The sequence below is a fragment of the Acinetobacter sp. FY683 genome (assembly GCF_059515885.1).
In genome coordinates, this window is sequence record NZ_JCAKNA010000021.1 from 11,820 (window position 1) to 30,420 (window position 18,601).

The 18,601-nt window shown below is 36.2% G+C and carries 20 protein-coding genes; 14 read left to right on the top strand and 6 right to left on the bottom strand.

The window, feature by feature from the left end; translation table 11 throughout:
* Positions 1-19: 19 nt before the first annotated feature.
* From minC to yihG, 3 genes are all read right to left on the bottom strand, one after another.
* Positions 20-733, bottom strand: a complete 714-nt coding sequence (gene minC, locus AC5YDH_RS11025; protein ID WP_496119477.1) for a septum site-determining protein MinC — start codon at positions 731-733, stop codon at positions 20-22.
* A gap of 118 nt (positions 734-851) precedes the next feature.
* Positions 852-1,922, bottom strand: coding sequence for a preprotein translocase subunit SecA (locus AC5YDH_RS11030; RefSeq protein WP_496119479.1), 1,071 nt, complete (start codon positions 1,920-1,922; stop codon positions 852-854).
* A gap of 11 nt (positions 1,923-1,933) precedes the next feature.
* Positions 1,934-2,857 (bottom strand): 1-acylglycerol-3-phosphate O-acyltransferase, YihG family, encoded by a 924-nt coding sequence (yihG, locus tag AC5YDH_RS11035; protein WP_496119481.1) that lies wholly within the window; start codon positions 2,855-2,857, stop codon positions 1,934-1,936.
* A 266-nt stretch (positions 2,858-3,123) separates the two neighbouring features.
* Between yihG and AC5YDH_RS11040 the strand changes: the two genes are divergently transcribed.
* The 11 genes from AC5YDH_RS11040 (at position 3,124) to AC5YDH_RS11090 (ending at position 13,617) form a co-directional block, all read left to right on the top strand.
* Positions 3,124-3,774, top strand: coding sequence for a YiaD family glycine zipper/OmpA-like lipoprotein (locus AC5YDH_RS11040; protein ID WP_496119483.1), 651 nt, complete (start codon positions 3,124-3,126; stop codon positions 3,772-3,774).
* Between the two features lie 140 nt (positions 3,775-3,914).
* Positions 3,915-5,957, top strand: a complete 2,043-nt coding sequence (locus AC5YDH_RS11045; protein WP_496119485.1) for a UvrD-helicase domain-containing protein — start codon at positions 3,915-3,917, stop codon at positions 5,955-5,957.
* 25 nt (positions 5,958-5,982) lie between these two features.
* Positions 5,983-6,435 carry a dUTP diphosphatase gene (gene dut / locus AC5YDH_RS11050; protein ID WP_496119486.1) on the top strand — a complete coding sequence of 151 codons (453 nt, stop codon included), beginning with the start codon at positions 5,983-5,985 and terminating at the stop codon, positions 6,433-6,435.
* Positions 6,436-6,517: 82 nt separating this feature from the next.
* Positions 6,518-6,871 (top strand): YMGG-like glycine zipper-containing protein, encoded by a 354-nt coding sequence (locus AC5YDH_RS11055; protein ID WP_496119488.1) that lies wholly within the window; start codon positions 6,518-6,520, stop codon positions 6,869-6,871.
* Positions 6,872-7,052: 181 nt separating this feature from the next.
* On the top strand, positions 7,053-8,468 hold the full coding sequence (locus AC5YDH_RS11060; protein ID WP_496119490.1) for a phosphomannomutase/phosphoglucomutase: 1,416 nt from the start codon (positions 7,053-7,055) through the stop codon (positions 8,466-8,468).
* A gap of 10 nt (positions 8,469-8,478) precedes the next feature.
* On the top strand, positions 8,479-9,384 hold the full coding sequence (gene argB / locus AC5YDH_RS11065; RefSeq protein WP_496119492.1) for an acetylglutamate kinase: 906 nt from the start codon (positions 8,479-8,481) through the stop codon (positions 9,382-9,384).
* Positions 9,385-9,507: 123 nt separating this feature from the next.
* A complete protein-coding gene (locus AC5YDH_RS11070; RefSeq protein WP_496119494.1) occupies positions 9,508-10,287 on the top strand; it encodes a GNAT family N-acetyltransferase in 780 nt (259 codons plus the stop codon).
* 187 nt (positions 10,288-10,474) lie between these two features.
* Positions 10,475-11,323 carry a class II glutamine amidotransferase gene (locus AC5YDH_RS11075; RefSeq protein ID WP_496119496.1) on the top strand — a complete coding sequence of 283 codons (849 nt, stop codon included), beginning with the start codon at positions 10,475-10,477 and terminating at the stop codon, positions 11,321-11,323.
* Between the two features lie 273 nt (positions 11,324-11,596).
* Complete coding sequence (locus AC5YDH_RS11080) at positions 11,597-12,052, top strand: bacteriohemerythrin (RefSeq protein WP_496119498.1); 456 nt, start codon at positions 11,597-11,599, stop codon at positions 12,050-12,052.
* A gap of 156 nt (positions 12,053-12,208) precedes the next feature.
* Complete coding sequence (locus AC5YDH_RS11085) at positions 12,209-13,291, top strand: hypothetical protein (RefSeq protein ID WP_496119500.1); 1,083 nt, start codon at positions 12,209-12,211, stop codon at positions 13,289-13,291.
* Positions 13,291-13,617, top strand: coding sequence for an RnfH family protein (locus AC5YDH_RS11090; RefSeq protein ID WP_496119502.1), 327 nt, complete (start codon positions 13,291-13,293; stop codon positions 13,615-13,617). The genes AC5YDH_RS11085 and AC5YDH_RS11090 overlap by 1 nt, the downstream gene beginning before the upstream one ends.
* Before the next feature lie 42 nt (positions 13,618-13,659).
* Here AC5YDH_RS11090 and AC5YDH_RS11095 read toward each other — a convergent pair whose 3' ends face one another.
* On the bottom strand, positions 13,660-14,058 hold the full coding sequence (locus AC5YDH_RS11095) for an outer membrane protein assembly factor BamE (RefSeq protein WP_496119504.1): 399 nt from the start codon (positions 14,056-14,058) through the stop codon (positions 13,660-13,662).
* Positions 14,059-14,170: 112 nt separating this feature from the next.
* On the opposite strand from AC5YDH_RS11095, the gene fur reads away from it, so the two are divergent.
* A complete protein-coding gene (gene fur / locus AC5YDH_RS11100; RefSeq protein WP_496119506.1) occupies positions 14,171-14,608 on the top strand; it encodes a ferric iron uptake transcriptional regulator in 438 nt (145 codons plus the stop codon).
* Positions 14,609-14,666: 58 nt separating this feature from the next.
* Here the strand turns inward: fur and AC5YDH_RS11105 are convergent, their stop codons facing one another.
* On the bottom strand, positions 14,667-15,788 hold the full coding sequence (locus tag AC5YDH_RS11105; RefSeq protein WP_496119508.1) for a PilT/PilU family type 4a pilus ATPase: 1,122 nt from the start codon (positions 15,786-15,788) through the stop codon (positions 14,667-14,669).
* A 33-nt stretch (positions 15,789-15,821) separates the two neighbouring features.
* Complete coding sequence (locus AC5YDH_RS11110) at positions 15,822-16,859, bottom strand: type IV pilus twitching motility protein PilT (RefSeq protein WP_154772396.1); 1,038 nt, start codon at positions 16,857-16,859, stop codon at positions 15,822-15,824.
* A 123-nt stretch (positions 16,860-16,982) separates the two neighbouring features.
* Between AC5YDH_RS11110 and AC5YDH_RS11115 the strand changes: the two genes are divergently transcribed.
* On the top strand, positions 16,983-17,675 hold the full coding sequence (locus tag AC5YDH_RS11115; protein WP_496119511.1) for a YggS family pyridoxal phosphate-dependent enzyme: 693 nt from the start codon (positions 16,983-16,985) through the stop codon (positions 17,673-17,675).
* A 115-nt stretch (positions 17,676-17,790) separates the two neighbouring features.
* On the top strand, positions 17,791-18,591 hold the full coding sequence (locus tag AC5YDH_RS11120; RefSeq protein ID WP_496119512.1) for a thioesterase family protein: 801 nt from the start codon (positions 17,791-17,793) through the stop codon (positions 18,589-18,591).
* Positions 18,592-18,601: the final 10 nt, after the last annotated feature.

An 18,601-nucleotide genomic window follows, 5' to 3' on the forward strand; every position in this document is an offset into this window, starting at 1 on the left:
TTTGGTGTTTATTTATACATTAAAATTGCAAGGCGTCAAATACGAGCTCTTGATTATCATTTAAATATATATGGACTGCTTTTTTTACCACATGTTGTGGAATGTCATCTGCAACACAATATGTCCCTGCAATAGAAACTAGTTCAGCTTCTAGGGAGTGACAGAATATACGTGCTGCATGATTCCCATTTGCACCAGCTATAACTCTACCACGGACGCTACCATAAATATGCACATTTCCTGAAGCAATTACTTCAGAACCGCTATTAATACCATTGTTTAGAATGATATCGCCATGATCTTGTACAAGACTTTGACCCGTGCGTAATATTTCATCATGATATGATGTGACATGTGCAACTGTTGGTATTGCTACAGCAGCTTGGACTTGATCTTGTGGAGCTTCAGTTTTTAGTTCAACCACTTGCTCTTTGGTTGCTTTGACTTGCTGCATTTGGCGATCGGGTGGAATAACTGGGAACTGAATTGCACGTGCTTGTTCTGCTAAAGGACCTTCTGTGACTGCCATGGGCTGTAAATCGAGATCGATTAATAATTGAATAAGGGCAATAAGTTCTTGGTCGACTGAGCTTTCAATGACAGCAAGTGTGCCTTGAGGTGCTGTTTTTTCAAGCATAGGTGATAATTGCTTGCGGATAGCATCATGATCGTTTGTATCTAGGCTAATGCGAATTGCATTGACCATTCTGCCTTTTATCCGTATTTCAGCCATATTTTTTCCTTAAATCTTCTCGCCTTTTTTAAGGTTGAAGCGCTATTGTTCGTGAGGCAAATGCTAGAGCAATTTTAATCATTTCTCTAGCATGGTTTTCAATTTTTTTTACATTTGATCAGTCTTTGTTTTTTCTGCTCTCATTTTTGCTTTCTTCAAGTATTTGTTGCCATTGTTTGACTTTAACTTGTTGTTGAATAGCTTCTAAACTTTCAAATACAGCAGATTCAACAAGTTGTTCAATATGTACATTATTTTCAAATGGTATCTTACTAATGTGCTCAGAGATATATTTATAACTACTAAGTTCATTATTTTCTTGGTTTGTTGCAAAGGGCTCAATAAGACCTTGAGTAATATTTTCCCCTAAACGCTGTCCAATACTTTGTATTTGCTGTTCAATGCGTCCTCCAACAATTGGAATGAGGCGAAGTAACTGGGTGAGTTCGGGTGTATCTTCAATCGCTTTATTCACAATTTGCCCCACATCTTTGGCAATAAGTTGACGATGTTGCTGTAATTCTTTGCCCAAAGAGTCTTGTAAAATATCTGCTAAAGCAACAGCAAATAATTCTCTATGATGATTGACTAAATCTTCAATTAATTTTTTATGCGTAGTACTTGTACTAAGTTCCGTTTTAATACCATTTAAAACAGTGAGTACAATTCGGCTAGATAGTTCTTCCATCACTAAGTTGTAATAGAAATTAACTTGTTTATACCAACTATTTGGGAAAATTTTATAGCCATGATCATGTAGTTGATATGCAATCACGCCTGCACGTAATAAGCGTAAAAAACGTAACTGAGGTAAAATTGCGAGAACTTCATACCAATGAATAAAGGGGAAAAAGAACCAGCGTTGATGTTGTTTTAGAATAATGGCAATAAACCAACGAATAAAAAGCTCGGTAATTAAGAATGCAATGAACCAACCTTCGGTAATAACAACCCAGGGTCTAAGCTCATTTTTATAAAATTGTAAAAGATCAGGAAGGTGAATTAAATTAAATAACCATTCACCAAAATCACTCATTAAAATTGCATTAGAACATAAGCAAAATAGGTTGATGATGATTAAAAACATCATGAACACATCATAAGCTAAAGCAACTTTCCAGCCCCATGATCCTTGTTGCACAAAATTAAAGGTAGGTTTAATTTGCTTTTTATTCGTGTTGTTACTCATCTTTTTGAACACTACTCCGCTGAGGCAATTTTTTGTTTCATACTTTCAATAAGGTCATCTTTTTCTTGCCATAAATCGTCAACCCATTGTTGAAAGCGAGCAAGGTATTCAAGATCATCTTCATAATTGCCACCATGTACCCAATCAGGAATGTCTATTTTCCGTAAATTGACTGAAATTTGGGGAACATCACCTAACCAAAACTCTCCATAACCGGGTGCACCATTAGGATAAATAATGGTCATATCTACAAGCGCATCAATTTTTTCACCTAAAATATTTAAAGCTAAGGCTAAACCACCTGCTTTAGGTTTAAGTAAGTGTTTGTATGGTGACTTTTGCTGAGCATGTTTTTCTGCTGTGAAGCGCGTACCTTCTAAATAGTTAAGTAAGGTAAATGGTTGGCTAAGAAGTTGCTCACATGATTTACGAGCTTCTTCCATATCACGATCTTTTAACGCAGGATTTTTTGCAATTTGCTCTTTTGAGTGACGTTTCATCATAGGGAAGCCTAAAATTTTAAAGGCTTGCCCTACAAATGGAATGAAAATAAGTTCCCATTTTGTAAAAAAGCGGGTGAGTGGCATGCGTGTTAAACCAAAATATTGATTAACTGTTGTATCAACCCAACTTTGATGATTACACATCATGAGATAACGACCTTGTAGATTTAAATCTAAATTTTCATCTACAGAAATATCCCATTGTGTATTCGGTAATACGTGATCAATCAGCCAATTATTAACACTTAACCAGCTGTTCGTGATTTGAATATTTGTTTCATCAACTTTGCGTGATTTTTTAAATAGTTTGGTAAAACCTAAAGCAAGAACAGGAGGGCCATGAAAGAATGTGCTTCCAGTCATAACGGAACCAACAGTTAGACCTTTTGTGATTTTTTTTAACACAGGTTGTTTCTTTGATGGTGTAGACATATCTCATCCTTAGGATAAAATCATTTTGAATAGAGTTTAAGATCATTTTGAATAGAGTTTAAGCTAAATATAAAGCGACTTCCTAATACAAAAAAGAGTTAATCTTCAACTATGTAGAAAATATGGTGAAGTTGGTCCAATAATTCAAATAAATATTACAAATTGTAATCAAACAACTTATTATTAACAAAAAATAGGTGGTCTAACTACAAAAATTATTCCATTATTTTTAACGACAACAAAACATTAACATAGGAGTCATGCAAATGCGTGCACTAGCAATTTCAGCAGTAGTAGGGGCAATGGTTCTTTCAGGTTGCCAAACTACAGGTAATAATATTGGTGGCTTTGAATACGACAAGACAGCAATTGGTGCTGTTTTAGGTGCTGGAGCAGGTTATGCACTTTCAAAAGGTAATAATAATTCATCAAGTCAAAATAACCGTGCTTTAGCAATCGGTGCTTTACTTGGTGGTGCTAGTGGTGCTTACCTAGATAATAAAGAGAAAAAACTACGTGCAGCTACTGCAGGTACGGGTATTGATGTAAGCCGTAATCCAGATGGTTCTGTTGGCTTAATTATGCCTGGTAACATTACATTTGATACAAACAAATCTGCAATCAAACCAAACTTCTATTCAACTTTAAACAAAGTTGCTCAAGTTTTGGCTGAAGATAACAAGAGTGCGATTCTTGTAACTGGTTATACAGATAATACTGGTAATGATTCAATCAACCTTCCATTATCTCAAGCACGTGCACAAGCTGTTGCAAGCTACATTGCATCTCAAGGTGTTTCTACAACTCGCATCAATGCACAAGGTTTAGGCGCTGCTAACCCAATCGCTGATAACTCTACTGCTGCTGGTCGTGAACAAAACCGCCGTGTAGAAATTAGTGTTTATGCAACTCAATAATTTTATTGAGTGAAAAAGAAACCACCTTCGGGTGGTTTTTTTATTGAGTATTCAATAAAAAATAACAGGTTCAATTTTTTCATTATGAAAGTTGTAGCGAGATGTCTATAATCGACATCGAATACCAAAGAGGAAAAACTATGTCGTCGCTGGCAGGTCAATTGAATGACAAGCAACTTGAAGCCATGAAATATACTCAAGGACCCTTGTTAGTACTTGCAGGGGCGGGTTCAGGTAAAACCTCGGTAATTACGCGTAAAATTGCATATTTAGTTAAGCATTGTGGTATTCCATCGCATCGTATTACAGCAATGACGTTTACCAATAAAGCTGCACGTGAAATGAAAGAGCGTGTAACGAAGCTAATGACTCGTGAAGAAGCCAAAGGCTTGTCTGTTTCTACATTCCATAACTTTGGCTTGAATTTACTCAGATTAGAACTTAAACATACACCGCTTAAAAATAACTTTTCTATTTTAGATGCAGATGACTGTAAGCGCATTTTAATGGATTTAATGCATCGTGATAATTTGTCAGGTGCTGAAAGTAAAGAATTGATTGCGAAAGCAATGAAAATGATTTCAGATTGGAAAAACGATCTTATTCCACCTGAACAGGCACATACAACATGTGAAACTCAAGAAGATATTCAGTTTGCACATTTGTATCAGCTTTACGAACGTAATTTACGTGCTTATAACGCAGTAGATTTTGATGACTTAATTGTAATGCCAACGCGTCTTTTGCAAGAGAATGCAGAAGTTCGTGATAAGTGGCAAAACCGTGTGCGTTATCTTTTGGTCGATGAGTATCAAGATACCAACACCGCACAGTATATTTTGGTCAAACTCCTTGTAGGGGTAATGGGGCAATTTACTGCCGTTGGTGATGATGACCAATCTATTTATGCATGGCGTGGTGCAAAGCCTGAAAATATGGCGTTATTGCAGGAAGATTTCCGTAACTTAAAAGTGATTAAGCTTGAACAAAACTATCGTTCAACCAGTCGTATTTTAAGAGCAGCCAATACGGTTATTGGAAATAACCCACATTTATTTGACAAAAAATTATGGTCAGATAAAGGTCATGGTGAGGTTATCCGAGTTATTACCTGTCGTAATGATGATGATGAATCAGAACGTGTTGTTAAAGATTTAATTACGCATAAGTTGATGAATGGTAAAAGTTGGAAAGATTATGCGATTTTGTATCGTGGTAACTTCCAAGCACGCATTTTAGAAACACAGCTTCGCCAAATGCAAATTCCATACAAGCTTTCGGGTGGTCAGTCTTTCTTTGGTCGTGCGGAAATCAAAGATATTATGAGTTATTTACGACTCATTATTAACCCTGAAGATGACAGTGCATTTTTACGTATTATCAATACACCTAAGCGTGCAATTGGTCCTGTAACTTTGGAAAAACTAGGGCTATTTGCTCAAGAAAGTAATTTGTCTTTGTTGGCTGCTGCGGGCGATCAACGCTTAACAATGGCGATTCCAAAAAAAGCGACAACGCAGTTGGCTGAATTTGCAGACTTTATTAATACCTTTACTCGTAACTTAATTGAAGATGATGAACCTGTACCTATTATTCGCGAAATGATGCTAGAAGCAGGTTATATCGATTACATTAAAGAAACAGCTGCAACGCCTGCTCAGGAAAAAACGAAACTCGATAATATTGAAATTTTATATAGCAGTATTCAAAGTTTGATTAACCGTGCAGAAGATGTAGATGAAAAGAACATTGAAAGTGTGATTCGTAAAATGGTGTTGCTTGATATGTTAGAGCAGCAACAGGAAGAAGAAGATACTGACAAAGTAAACTTATTGACGCTACATGCTTCGAAAGGACTTGAATTTCCTTATGTGTATTTAATTGGTTTGGAAGAAGAAATTCTGCCGCACAAGAACTCAATTGCTGCCGATACAGTCGAAGAGGAACGTCGTTTAATGTACGTGGGAATTACCCGTGCACGTCAGGGTTTAACCATAACCTTGGCTGAACAACGTAAAGCAGGCGGTCAAATGAAACAAATGACGCCAAGCCGTTTCTTAGATGAATTACCACAAGATGAATTGGACTGGTTAGGTCGCAAGAAAAAGCTTGCGGGCGATATCGATCCTAAGTTACAAGCCCAACAGTATTTAGAAAACTTACGTTCACTCATTAAACGTTAATAAATTGATTCAATAGGAAATAAATATGAAAGTTCAAGTTAAAGTGATCGATAAGCGTCTTGGTCAAGAATGGCCGATGCCAACGTATGCAACAACAGGTTCAGCAGGTTTAGACTTACGTGCATGTGTTGAAGAAGCAACTGTAATTGAGCCAGGTCAAACAGTTTTAGTAAAAACAGGTCTTTCCATTTATATCGAAGATACTAACTTTGCAGGTTTAATCTTGCCACGTTCGGGCTTAGGTCATAAACACGGTATTGTTTTAGGTAACCTTGTTGGTTTAATCGATTCAGATTACCAAGGTGAACTTATGGTTTCAGTTTGGAACCGTAGCCAAACAGCATTTACTTTAGAGCCAGGTGAGCGTTTAGCACAATATGTTCTTGTTCCTGTTGTTCAAGCACAATTTGATTTAGTTGAAGAGTTTGTTGCAACTGAGCGTGGTGCGGGTGGCTTCGGTCACACAGGTACAAATTAATATTGAATTAACAAAGTATTTGGAACATGAGTGTCTAAATACTTTGATGTAGACGTGATTTAAAAAGCGAGTTGGTATTTTTATGAAAAAAGTTGTAAATGTTGCATGTATGTTAGGTCTTTCAGTTGTAATGCTAGCTGGTTGTTCAAGTGTTCCTAAGTTAAATACAGCAACTACTGCTGCAGGTGGGGCGGGTACTGGAGCGGTAATTGGTCATAAAACTGGTGGTACGACAGGTGCTGCTACAGGTGCAGCAATTGGTGGTGCAGCAGGAAGTAAAGCACAAAATGGTTCAAACACAAATGCAGTAGTAAGTGCTGCTGGTGGTGCAGTGGGTGCAACTATTGGTAGTAAAGTTGGTGGTACAACTGGCGCTGCAATTGGTGGTGCTGTAGGAGCAGGCGCTGCTTCAAACCTTGAGCAAAAACGCAATTAATTGTATAAATTATAAAAAATGCCTTTTCATTGATTGAAAGGGCATTTTATTTTATAAAAACACATAAATTTATAGATGTTTTTAGATAAATAAATTTCTCAAAACGATAAAATAAATGATCTATAATTTTGATTGATACATATTGGCTATTTAATTTAGAGCTTTTCTAAACAGGAGTGTTATGTCACCCGTATTCCCAGCACAAGTTTTTCGAGCTTATGACATTCGTGGCAAGGTCAGCATACTGACGCCCGAATTAATTTATGCTGTGGCAAATGGACTGGCAGAACAATTTATTGAGCAAAAACAAAGTCGTATTGTATTGGGCTATGACGCGCGTTTAACTAGTGCAGAATATGCAGGAATTATTCAAAAAGTTTGTGTTGAAAAAGGATTGAATGTCACGTTAATTGGGTCATGTTCTAGTCCGCTTATGTACTTTAGTTCACGTGGAAATGATGGCAATGGTATTATGGTGACCGCAAGCCATAATGAAAAAACAGACAATGGTATTAAGTGGATACTCAAGGGCTTGCCGCCAACCCCTGAAATGATTCAAGATGTTGCATTAAAAGCACAAAAACATTTTTTAAAAGCGCACGATATTATTCTGCAGAATTATAAAGCAGAGCATATTCCACAATTTTGTGAAGCATATGAGCAACATCTTATTTCAGATATAAAACTAAAAAGAAAATTTAAAGTTGTGCTTGATGGTCTAAATGGTTCGGCAGGACAGTGTGCTGCTCATATTTTAGAAAAGTTAGGCTGCGATGTAATCGCATTACGCTGTGAGGCGAACGGTAATTTTCCAGATCATGCACCTGATCCATCAAAAGCACAGCATCTTTCAAAGCTTAAATTTGCTGTACAGCAACATCAGGCAAATATTGGTATTGCCTTGGATGGTGATGGTGATCGTCTTGTGATTGTTGATGAACATGCACAACTTATTTCTGCAGACCAATTATTATCATTGTTTAGCGAAATGTGCCTTAAAACTCATCCTCAGCATGAAATTGTCTTTGATGTGAAATGTTCAACGATGGTGAGAAATACAATTCGAGATTTAGGTGGAAAACCTAAAATGATTCGAACAGGTAGTACATTTCTACGTAAATATTTAGCACACTCGAATGGATACGCTGTATTTGGTGGAGAATACGCAGGACATTATGTTTTCAATGATGGTCGTGGATTGGGCTATGATGATGGCTTATATGCCGCTTTACGTATTTTAGAATATTTAAGTGAATCTGAATTTAAAATAGTATCTGATTTATTTGCAGCATATCCTGAACGAGCAAGTACAGAAGACTTATACATTCATACTTCAGGATTTAAAACAGCTCAAGTTTTACAAGACATTGAAAAATATAGCCAAAGTTTGAATGCAGAATTAAGTAAAATAGATGGGATTCGGCTTGATTTTGATGATGGTTTTGGCATTATTCGAGCTTCGAATACAGGTGAATATTTTACAGTACGATTTGATGCCGATAATTTTGCACGATTAGACGATATTCGAAATACATTTGTTACAATGCTTCGCGATAAGTATCCAACTATCGCTCAAGACATTTTAGATGCTCAATAAGGAGAGGCGAATGCCATATCAGCATACAGGCATCGACAAAGCACAAATTCTGACAGAAGCTTTGCCGTATATTCAACGTTTTGCAGGTAAAACGCTGGTCGTGAAATATGGCGGCAATGCAATGACTGATCCTGAGTTAGAAAGTTCTTTCGCTCGTGACATCGTATTGCTTAAAACAGTAGGTTTAAACCCTATTGTTGTTCATGGCGGTGGTCCGCAAGTTGATTCTTTCCTGAAGCAATTAGGTCGTGAATCTGACCGTATTGATGGTATGCGTGTGACTGATCCTGCAACAATGGAAGTTGTTGAAATGGTATTGGGCGGTAGCGTAAATAAATCAATCGTTAACTTGATTAATCAACATGGTGGTCGTGCCATTGGTTTAACAGGTAAAGATGGCAACTTAATTCGTGCACAAAAATTATTGATGCAAAAAACTGCTGAAGATGGTTCTGTTAAAGAGATTGATCTTGGTTTAGTTGGCGAAGTGGTTGGTGTTAAAACTGATGTACTTGAGATGTTTACAAGTAGTGATTTTATTCCTGTAATTGCACCTTTAGGTGTTGATGATGAAGGGAATACTTATAATATCAATGCAGATTTGGTTGCAGGCAAAGTTGCTGAAGCTTTGGGTGCAGAAAAACTCATATTACTGACTAATATTTCAGGTGTATTAGACGAAAACAAAAACTTGTTGACAGGTTTAACGACACAAGAAGTTGATCGTTTAATTGAAACAGGCGTGATTTATGGCGGTATGATTCCTAAAGTGGGCTGTGCGCTAGATGCTGTTAAAGGCGGTGTGGTAAGTGCTCATATTGTTGATGGTCGTGTACCACATGCAACATTACTAGAGATCTTTACAGATCATGGTGTTGGAACTTTAATTACTAACCGTAATCAAGTTAAAAAGTAAGTATTTAAAACAGGAAAAGAGGCTTTATTTGCCTCTTTTTTTATTTTTAAAAGTTGAAACTGTTCGTCATTAATATGTCATAAGGATTGATTAGGGTATAAAAAACAACATGAGAAGTTGATGATGCTAGATAAAATTACTCAGTATAGTCAGGCGATTACTTTTCCTCTTATAAAAAAAATAAACAAGCCAACTCAATATAAATTCGAATGGGTTGATGATTTAGAGCAAATTATTGAAGTACAAAAGTTTCGAGCAGAGCAGTTTTCAGAACAGTTTGGAATTCAGTTTCCTTTAGGCTTAGATCAAGATCTCTATGATTTTAATTGTGAACATGCCGTACTTCGAGATAAATGGACAAATGAAATAGTTGCTTATACACGACTGAAACTCTTACAAGGGAAAGATTTAGCTCAAAGTTATAGTCAGCATGAATTTAAAATATTTCCTGAGCTTAATCATTTAGAGAATGTTGTTGAAATAGGTCGAACTTGTGTTCATCCACATTATCGTTCTGGCAAAGCATTGTCAGTTTTGTGGATGAATCTATTACCTAAAATTTTATGGAAAATGCGTGCTAAATATTTGATTGGATGTGTGAGCATTCGGTTGGTCGGTAATGAAGCCAGAGCTTACTTTACTCACCAATACATTAAAAATTTAGGTGAACAGCAAACATGTACAATTGCAGCACAAAAAAAATATGAACCACAACATCCAAAATTTAGTTTTGTACAGGATGAAAAAATTCCAAAGTTATTTGATGTATATTTAAAAATGAATGCGAAGCTCTCTAAAGAAGCTTTCTATGATCAAAATTTTAATTGTTTGGATTATTTTGTCTTTTTAGATGTTAAAAATATGGCAAAAAATTTTATTCTACAAAAGAAAGTAGCAGTTTGATATTTAATGGCATAACCAATAATTACTCGGATATCTATGTGTAAGATTTTAAGTCCATCACAACAAGAATATGTATTTATAAATAAGTAGAAAAAAGAAGAGAATATTGAGTGATGTGATTTGCAAATTTGTCTATGGCTCATGCAGAATATAGATCAATACAAATTGATTTGTTGAATTAAAAAATATGTGTCAACTACTTGGAATGAATTGCGCAACACCTACGGATATTACCTTTTCATTTCGTGGGTTTTCACAACGTGCTGGTATTACTTCTGATCATTGTGATGGTTTTGGAATTGCTTTTTTTGAAGATAAAGCCTGTCGTTTATTTGTTGATAATCAGTCGGCTGTTGAGTCGCCAATTGCTGAATTAATACGTAACTATCCAATTAAATCACGTAATGTAATCGCACATATTCGTAAAGCAACGCAAGGTAAGATTAATTTAGAAAATTCACATCCATTCATACGCGAGCTTTGGGGAAGACAATGGATTTTTGCTCATAATGGTGATTTACATGGCTTTAGTCCTCAGCTTTCAGGTCGTTATACGCCTGTAGGAAACACAGATAGTGAATTGTCATTTTGTTATTTATTAGACCAACTTGTTGAAAAATTTGGTTATAAAGAGCCAAGTTTAGATCAGATTTTTGATTTATTAGTTGAATTGTCACCTAAAATTGCGGAACACGGAACATTTAATTTTTGTTTATCGAATGGTCAGGCACTTTTTAGTTATGCCGTAACAAAATTACATTGGTTGGTTCGTGAATATCCATTTCAACCTGCACAATTAATAGATATTGATGTTGAGGTCGATTTCAGCCAAGTGACAACACCAGAAGATCGTGTTGCAGTAATTACTACAGAGCCATTAACGCAGAATGAAAAGTGGTTAGCATACGAACCTGGTGAAATGATTTTATTTCAGCATGGACGTCCAATCCGTCATGAGCTTACAAGAATTGAACGATTGGAACGTGAGCGTTTAAACCCTGAATTAAAGCGTATAACAAAGGCCGATCAATATTAGATTTTCTACAATAAATTATTAATATGTCTAACAGTCCACATATTTATTGTAAAGTGTGGATAGTATTTTAGATTGTTAAAAAATAATATATTGGTTAATAAATAATTGATTCTTTTAGTAGGGTTTAAGAAATAAAGCTATATATAACAGTGTTTTGTTGTATTTCATTCGAAAAATGTGAAAAGTAGAGTAATTTAGTTGATTTTTATTTCATCACAAGTTGGCTACTATGCTTTGTAAGCATTTAGTTACTTAAGATCAACAGGTGATCGTATGAAGATGAAATGGATTCCAGAATATAATACTGGTATCGATGTGATAGACGATCAACACAGACGAATTCTAGACTATATCAATGAAATTGTAGATATTGAGGGGCATACTGATAGATCTCGTATCAAACAAATTTTAGACAATATTATTGATTATACGCAGTCACATTTTACGTTTGAAGAATCTTTACAAGAAGAAGCAGATTATAAATATCGTGTGCCACATAAACGGGTACATGACATATTTATTAAAAAAATTGAGTCTTATCGTGATCGTTTTGATATGGGGCAATCGATTGAGGCTGAATTACACGAAGTATTATCGAAGTGGTTAATTAATCATATTCAGCACGATGATGCTGATTATGTTGGCGCTGTAAAAGAAAATATGATGGGAATTATTAAAGAAAAAGAGCAGAAGAAAGGTAAAAATTGGTTCGCTCGCTTTTTTTCATAATCGGGGATAAATGAAATAATAATAATTAGAGGCATGTTTTAATATTCAGCGCAGCAAATTATCTTTCGAGATAGTTTGCTTTTTCTTTTTATAGGGTTTTGATTTTCCGTGATGAGCAGGGCAAAATAGCCATAGATTTTTATTAGGAAAGCATCAATGCAAGATAATGCTATATCAAGATGGATCTCGCCGCTGATGGCGTTTTGTCTATCATTTATTATTATTGCAACACTCGCACCAGTCACAGGTATTTTAGTTGAGCGTCAAATTGACTTTTGGCTGCTTTGGCTTGGAACAATGGTGATTTTAGCTTTACCTATTTGTTACTTAGAAATAGCTTTAGCAAAGCGTTCAAAAACAACAGCTTTAGAGGCGTTGTCTAGTTTAACTCGTGATGCTGATGCTTCTCAAAGATGGCGTTTAGTGGGTTGGTTAGCTGTGGTTTTCATTCCTTTTCTTGCAGGTGGAATGTTATCTAATGCAGGTCAATTACTGAGCCAATTTGCTGTGACAGGAATTGAAACGCATTTTATTTTTGTTGGACTTGCGATTGCTGCTTTTGTTATTTCTTTTGTATCACGTCAAGTTATTGTTGTTTTAACAGCAGTTGCAGTTATTGCATCGATTGTTTTAGCAAATACAACAGGTACTACATTACCAGAATGGACGCTAACTTCGTTGGTATTTGGTGAGTGGGCAAATGCCACTATTCTTGCTTTAGTCGCAAGTGGGCTAGGTATGGGAATTTACTGGCAAAGTAGCTTAGCTGTTGTTAAAAATGAAGATGTTGCAACTAAAACAGCGCTTCCTATTTGGATTGCCCAATTATTGGCTGTTGTCGCATTTGGTTTTTTTGCTGCTCAAGCAGAAATTCCAGCTTTTGCATTTATTTTTGCAGTGATCACTTCAGCAGCACTTGTTTTACAGCTTGCACGTGAACAGCTAGCACAACGCAATATAAATAGTGCCATTCAATGGGCTATTCTGGTTGTTGCAACCTTAATTTGGGCGATTCCATCTATAGCACCTATCTTTAATATTGTACTTGTACTTTGGGGCTTATTGATTTGCTTCATCTATGCAATATTTGTCGGCTGGATAATGAAAATTAGCCACTTACGAAAAGCATTAAACTTTAGTAATGAAGCAGTTTATAACCTTTGGCGTATTGCTGTTCGTATTGTTTTACCACTTGCGATTATTCTTGCGATTGTGTCGTACTTTGGACAAATTTTATAATGTCAGTGAATCAGGATGTTTGGGTTGCTTATGCAGCCCAAGATCAACAATTTCATATACGTGTAGATTATGTTGAAGGTATGACAGCACTAGATGCCATTGAAAAAAGTGGTATTCGTGAGCAAATAGAATTACCTGAAAACCTACAGTTAGGGATTTTTGGTGTACGTATAAAAGATTTATCTCAAATGCTTGAAATTGGAGATCGTGTAGAAATTTATAGGGCACTTACGATTAACCCTAAAGATATTCGAAGAAAACGTGCAGAAAATAATCCAACAAGCCGTTATTGTAGAAGTAATCGCTTTAAACAATCGACGTCATAAAAAAAACCCCTCATTGAGGGGTTTTTTTTAAATTTAAACTAGTTATAGTGGGGGCGCATCAAGAATTGCTTCTTTAGATCCTGGTAAACCTGGTTGTGTTTCAGGAATCGTTTCTAAACCTTCAATATTTTGTACAATGCCATTTGCATCAAAGTAAATTTTTAAATGCTGACCAGATGCTGCGGAAATTTTTGCTTTTTTAGCATAAGTTCCTGGGATGTAGTTATAAATATAATCCCAGCGTAAAGGGTTTAAAGGGTCTGATATTGTAGGGCTTCCAAGCAAAAAGCGTACTTGCTGGTGACTCATACCAACCTGTACTTTTGATGCCTGAGCTTGGGTTAAAGGTGTACCCTGAGGAATATCTACTTTATAAACGCCCAAGGTTGAACAACCTGTGAGCAGTGAAGCGACGAATAACGTCAACATGATTTTTTGCATTTTGCTACACTATCCCGAATTAATTATGATGCATTTGATCCAAGGATAGATCATACTGCATCTAAACTTTGTTGCATATTCCAACTTTCATTTTGTTGAGAGACTTAATTACATGCCTATTTCAAATCAAGATTTACGTAAAGCTGGACTAAAAGTTACACTTCCGCGAATTAAAATATTGGAATTATTAGAAAATTCAAAACAACATCATTTAAGCGCAGAAGACATTTATAAAACTTTACTCGATCAAGGGGAAGATGTCGGTTTAGCAACTGTATATCGTGTATTAACACAGTTCGAAGCTGCCGGTATTATTCAGCGCCATCATTTTGAAAACAATCATTCTGTTTTTGAAATTATGCAAGATGATCATCATGACCATATTGTTTGTCAAAACTGTAATAAAGTTGTGGAATTCCACAATGATATTATTGAAAACGAACAGCACGAAGTTGCGAAAAAGTTTGGTTTTGAGCTAACAGGTCACTCGCTTAATCTTTATGGTTATTGCGATGCTCCAGAGTGCCAAGAAGCATTCCGTAAAAAATAAGATATGAATAAAAAAGGCTTCGTAAAGAAGCCTTTTTTATTTCAGAATGGAACTAAAATTATTGACCATCGAATGTAATACGACTTGTCGACTCCGATAAGCGGTTTAAACCACCTTCTTCAGAGAGTTTAATTTGTAGGCGTAAATCATTTGGAGAGTCTGCATGCTTCAGTGCTTCTTTGTAGCTAATTTGTTTTGCTTGATACAAATCAAATAATGCTTGGTCAAAGGTTTGCATTCCTAGCTCGCGTGAACGTTTCATAAGCTCTTTAATTTCATTGACTTCACCTTTTCGAATTAAATCTGAAATAAGAGGTGAGTTAATTAAAACTTCAATTGCTGCACGTCTAGAATTGCCATCAACAGTTGGGATTAGTTGTTGAGCAATAATTGCTTGTAAATTTAAAGATAAATCCATAAACAATTGACTATGACGATCTGCATCAAAAAAGTGAATGATACGATCTAAAGCTTGGTTCGCATTGTTTGCATGTAAGGTTGCAAATACAAGATGTCCCGTTTCGGCAAATGCAATGGCATAGTTCATGGTTTCGCGAGAGCGAATTTCACCAATCATAATGACATCTGGTGCCTGACGTAGTGTATTTTTTAATGCAACTTCAAATGAGTCTGTATCAATACCAACTTCACGTTGGGTAATAATACAGCCTGCATGTTCGTGAATAAATTCAATTGGGTCTTCAATGGTAATGATATGACCTTTAGAATTTTGATTACGAAATCCAACAATAGATGCTAGTGAAGTTGATTTCCCAGTGCCCGTTGCACCTACAAAAATCACAATGCCACGTTTTTTTAAAGCAAGATCTTTTAAAATAGGTGGAAGGTTTAACTCTTCTATTTCTGGAATACGTGTTTCAATACGACGTAATACCATGCCAGGCTGGTCACGTTGTTGAAATGCACTTACACGAAATCGTGCTGTTTTATCTTTATTGGAAATAGCAAAATTACATTCACGTGTTTCAGCAAATTCTAGTTTTTGCTTATCAGTCATAATAGACTGTATAAGCTGTCCAACAACCTCACCAGATAATTTGGTTTTAACCACAGGAACGATTTGACCATTAGTTTTCATTGATGGTTCAACGTCTGCCGTTATAAATAGGTCAGATGCTTTTTGCTGAATCATAAGATTTAATAAGTCATTAAAGTCCATAAGCAAATCCTTAATTGAATTTTAATGCCATCTTTATAAGAATGTTTCAGGCTGTTTTGCCGCAGTACGCGCAGTTTGAGCACTAATAACACCTTTATTCACTAAAGTTTTTAAGCTTTGATCTAGTGTTGTCATGCCGTAGTTTGCACCTGTTTGAATTGCAGAATACATTTGTGCCACTTTATTTTCACGAATAAGGTTACGAATAGCAGGAATACCAATCATAATTTCGTGTGCAGCAACACGACCACCACCATTTTTCTTTAAAAGTGTTTGTGAGATAACAGCTTGAAGTGATTCAGATAACATGGCACGAACCATATCTTTTTCTTCGGCAGGGAATACATCAATTACACGGTCAATGGTTTTTGCCGCAGATGTGGTATGTAGCGTACCAAAAACTAAGTGACCTGTTTCAGCAGCAGTAAGTGCCAAACGAATGGTTTCAAGGTCACGCATCTCACCGACTAAGATAATGTCAGGGTCTTCACGCAGTGCAGAACGAAGTGCTTCGTTAAAGCCATGCGTATCGCGGTGAACTTCGCGTTGGTTAACCAAACATTTTTTAGATTGATGTACAAACTCGATTGGGTCTTCGACTGTTAAAATATGGTCATAACGATTGTCGTTGATATAGTCAATCATTGCTGCAAGTGTTGTTGATTTACCCGAGCCAGTAGGACCTGTAACTAAAACAATTCCGCGTGGATATTCACAAATATCTTTAAAGATTTGGGTCATACCCAAATCTTCCATAGTGAGTACTTTCGATGGAATTGTACGGAATACTGCGCCTGCACCACGGTTTTGGTTAAATGCGTTCACACGGAAACGAGCTACACCAGGAACTTCAAATGAAAAGTCAGTTTCTAATTTTTCTTCATAGTCACGACGTTGTTTATCGTTCATGATGTCATAAACAAGTTTATGAACTTCTTTGTGCTCTAAAGCAGGTAAGTTGATTTTACGTACTTCACCATCCACACGAATCATGGGTGGCATGCCTGCTGAAAGGTGTAAATCTGAAGCATTGTTTTTTGCAGAAAACGCGAGTAGTTCTGTAATGTCCATTTAAGTCCCCGATAGTGAGTAAATCTTAATTATTTTGTTAGAATAATACGGTTTTCCATCGGCTTAACCAACAGTTTGTTCAAGTCGAATGTAAATAATCATCTTGAAATGAGAAATACGTCAATGAATAGTCTACAAACATCGCGAAATTTAGTTTTAGAGCAAATAAAAAGTGCATGTGAATTAGCGAATCGTTTAGAAGAGGATGTTCAGTTATTGGCTGTTTCAAAAACACATCCAAGTGAAATGTTGCAAGAAATGTATGAAACAGGGCAGCGTTCATTTGGGGAGAATTATTTACAAGAAGCATTAGATAAAATTGAAGCTTTAAAAGACTTAGAAATTGAATGGCACTTTATTGGTCATGTACAACGTAATAAAACAAAGCATTTAGCTGAAAAATTTGCATGGGTACATGGCATTGATCGTTTAATTATTGCTGAGCGTTTGTCGAATCAAAGAGAGGCTTCACAAGTACCTCTTAATATTTGTTTGCAAGTGAATATTGATGCTCAAGATACTAAAGATGGTTGTCAGCCTGCGGAAGTTGCAGAATTAGTAGAAACAATTAGCCAATTACCCAATTTGAAACTGCGTGGTCTGATGGTGATTCCTGCACCAAATAATACACAAGCATTTGCAGATGCGAAGATACTTTTTGAACAAGTAAAAGTGAATCATACTCATCCTGAAGACTGGGATACTTTAAGTATGGGGATGTCAGGAGATATGGAGGCTGCAATTGCTTCAGGTTCGACAATGGTTCGTGTTGGAACAGCATTGTTTGGGGCGAGGGATTATTCAAAAGAAGAATAATCAAATAAATTTAAAGGTGAATTGTGCGTTCACCTTTTGGTCTATTTTGCGATTGAGTATGAAAACAGCTGTATGTAAGACTAAGCCCTGATCTGAAAAATAAGTGAATAGGGAAATGACATCAGCGTACTATCAACTCATTGATCGACAAGTTCAGGAAGATGGCAGTGTAATCGCAAAGTATAGATCTACTATCCATGCCCAAGGTGCATGGAATGAACATGAACAACATATGGCACCTGCAACAGGAATTATTTGTGCTGAATTAGATCTTTTTTCACCGAGGTCAGATGTACGTATAGGGCGTATAAGCTTAGATATTTTAGGGTTGATTCCTGCTGGCGAATTTCAAATAGAAACAAAGGTCATTCGTGCTGGTAAAACCATTGAATTGATCGAGTCAATAATGAGCGCTCAAGGTAAGGCATGTATTCAAGCTCATACGTGGCGAATGATGATCAGTGATACATCTTCAATTTATGGTATAGAAGATCAACGAATAGAAAGTCCTGAACATCAGCCTGTTTGGAATGAAATTCGTACATGGCCTGGTGGTTATATTGCATCATTAGAAGCTCGATCTTCTCAAAGGCGTCAGGGTAAAGGTATAGTTTGGTTAAGCAATCCATACTCGATGATTGAAAATGAGCAATCTTCGGATTTTGTACGTTTAATGGGTATGGTAGATACAGCAAATGGCGTAGCAACGCGTCAAGATGTTCCTTTTCAATATGCTTTTCCAAATTTAGATTTGCAAATCCATTTGTATCGTATTCCGCAAGGGAAATGGCTTGGGCTTGAAACAGTTCAACAATATGGGGCAGATGGTGTTGGCTTAACAAGTTCAATTCTTCACGATGAAAAAGGTTCTTTTGGACGCAGTGAGCAGATTTTGACTTTACGTAAAGTGAACTAAGAAAAAGCCG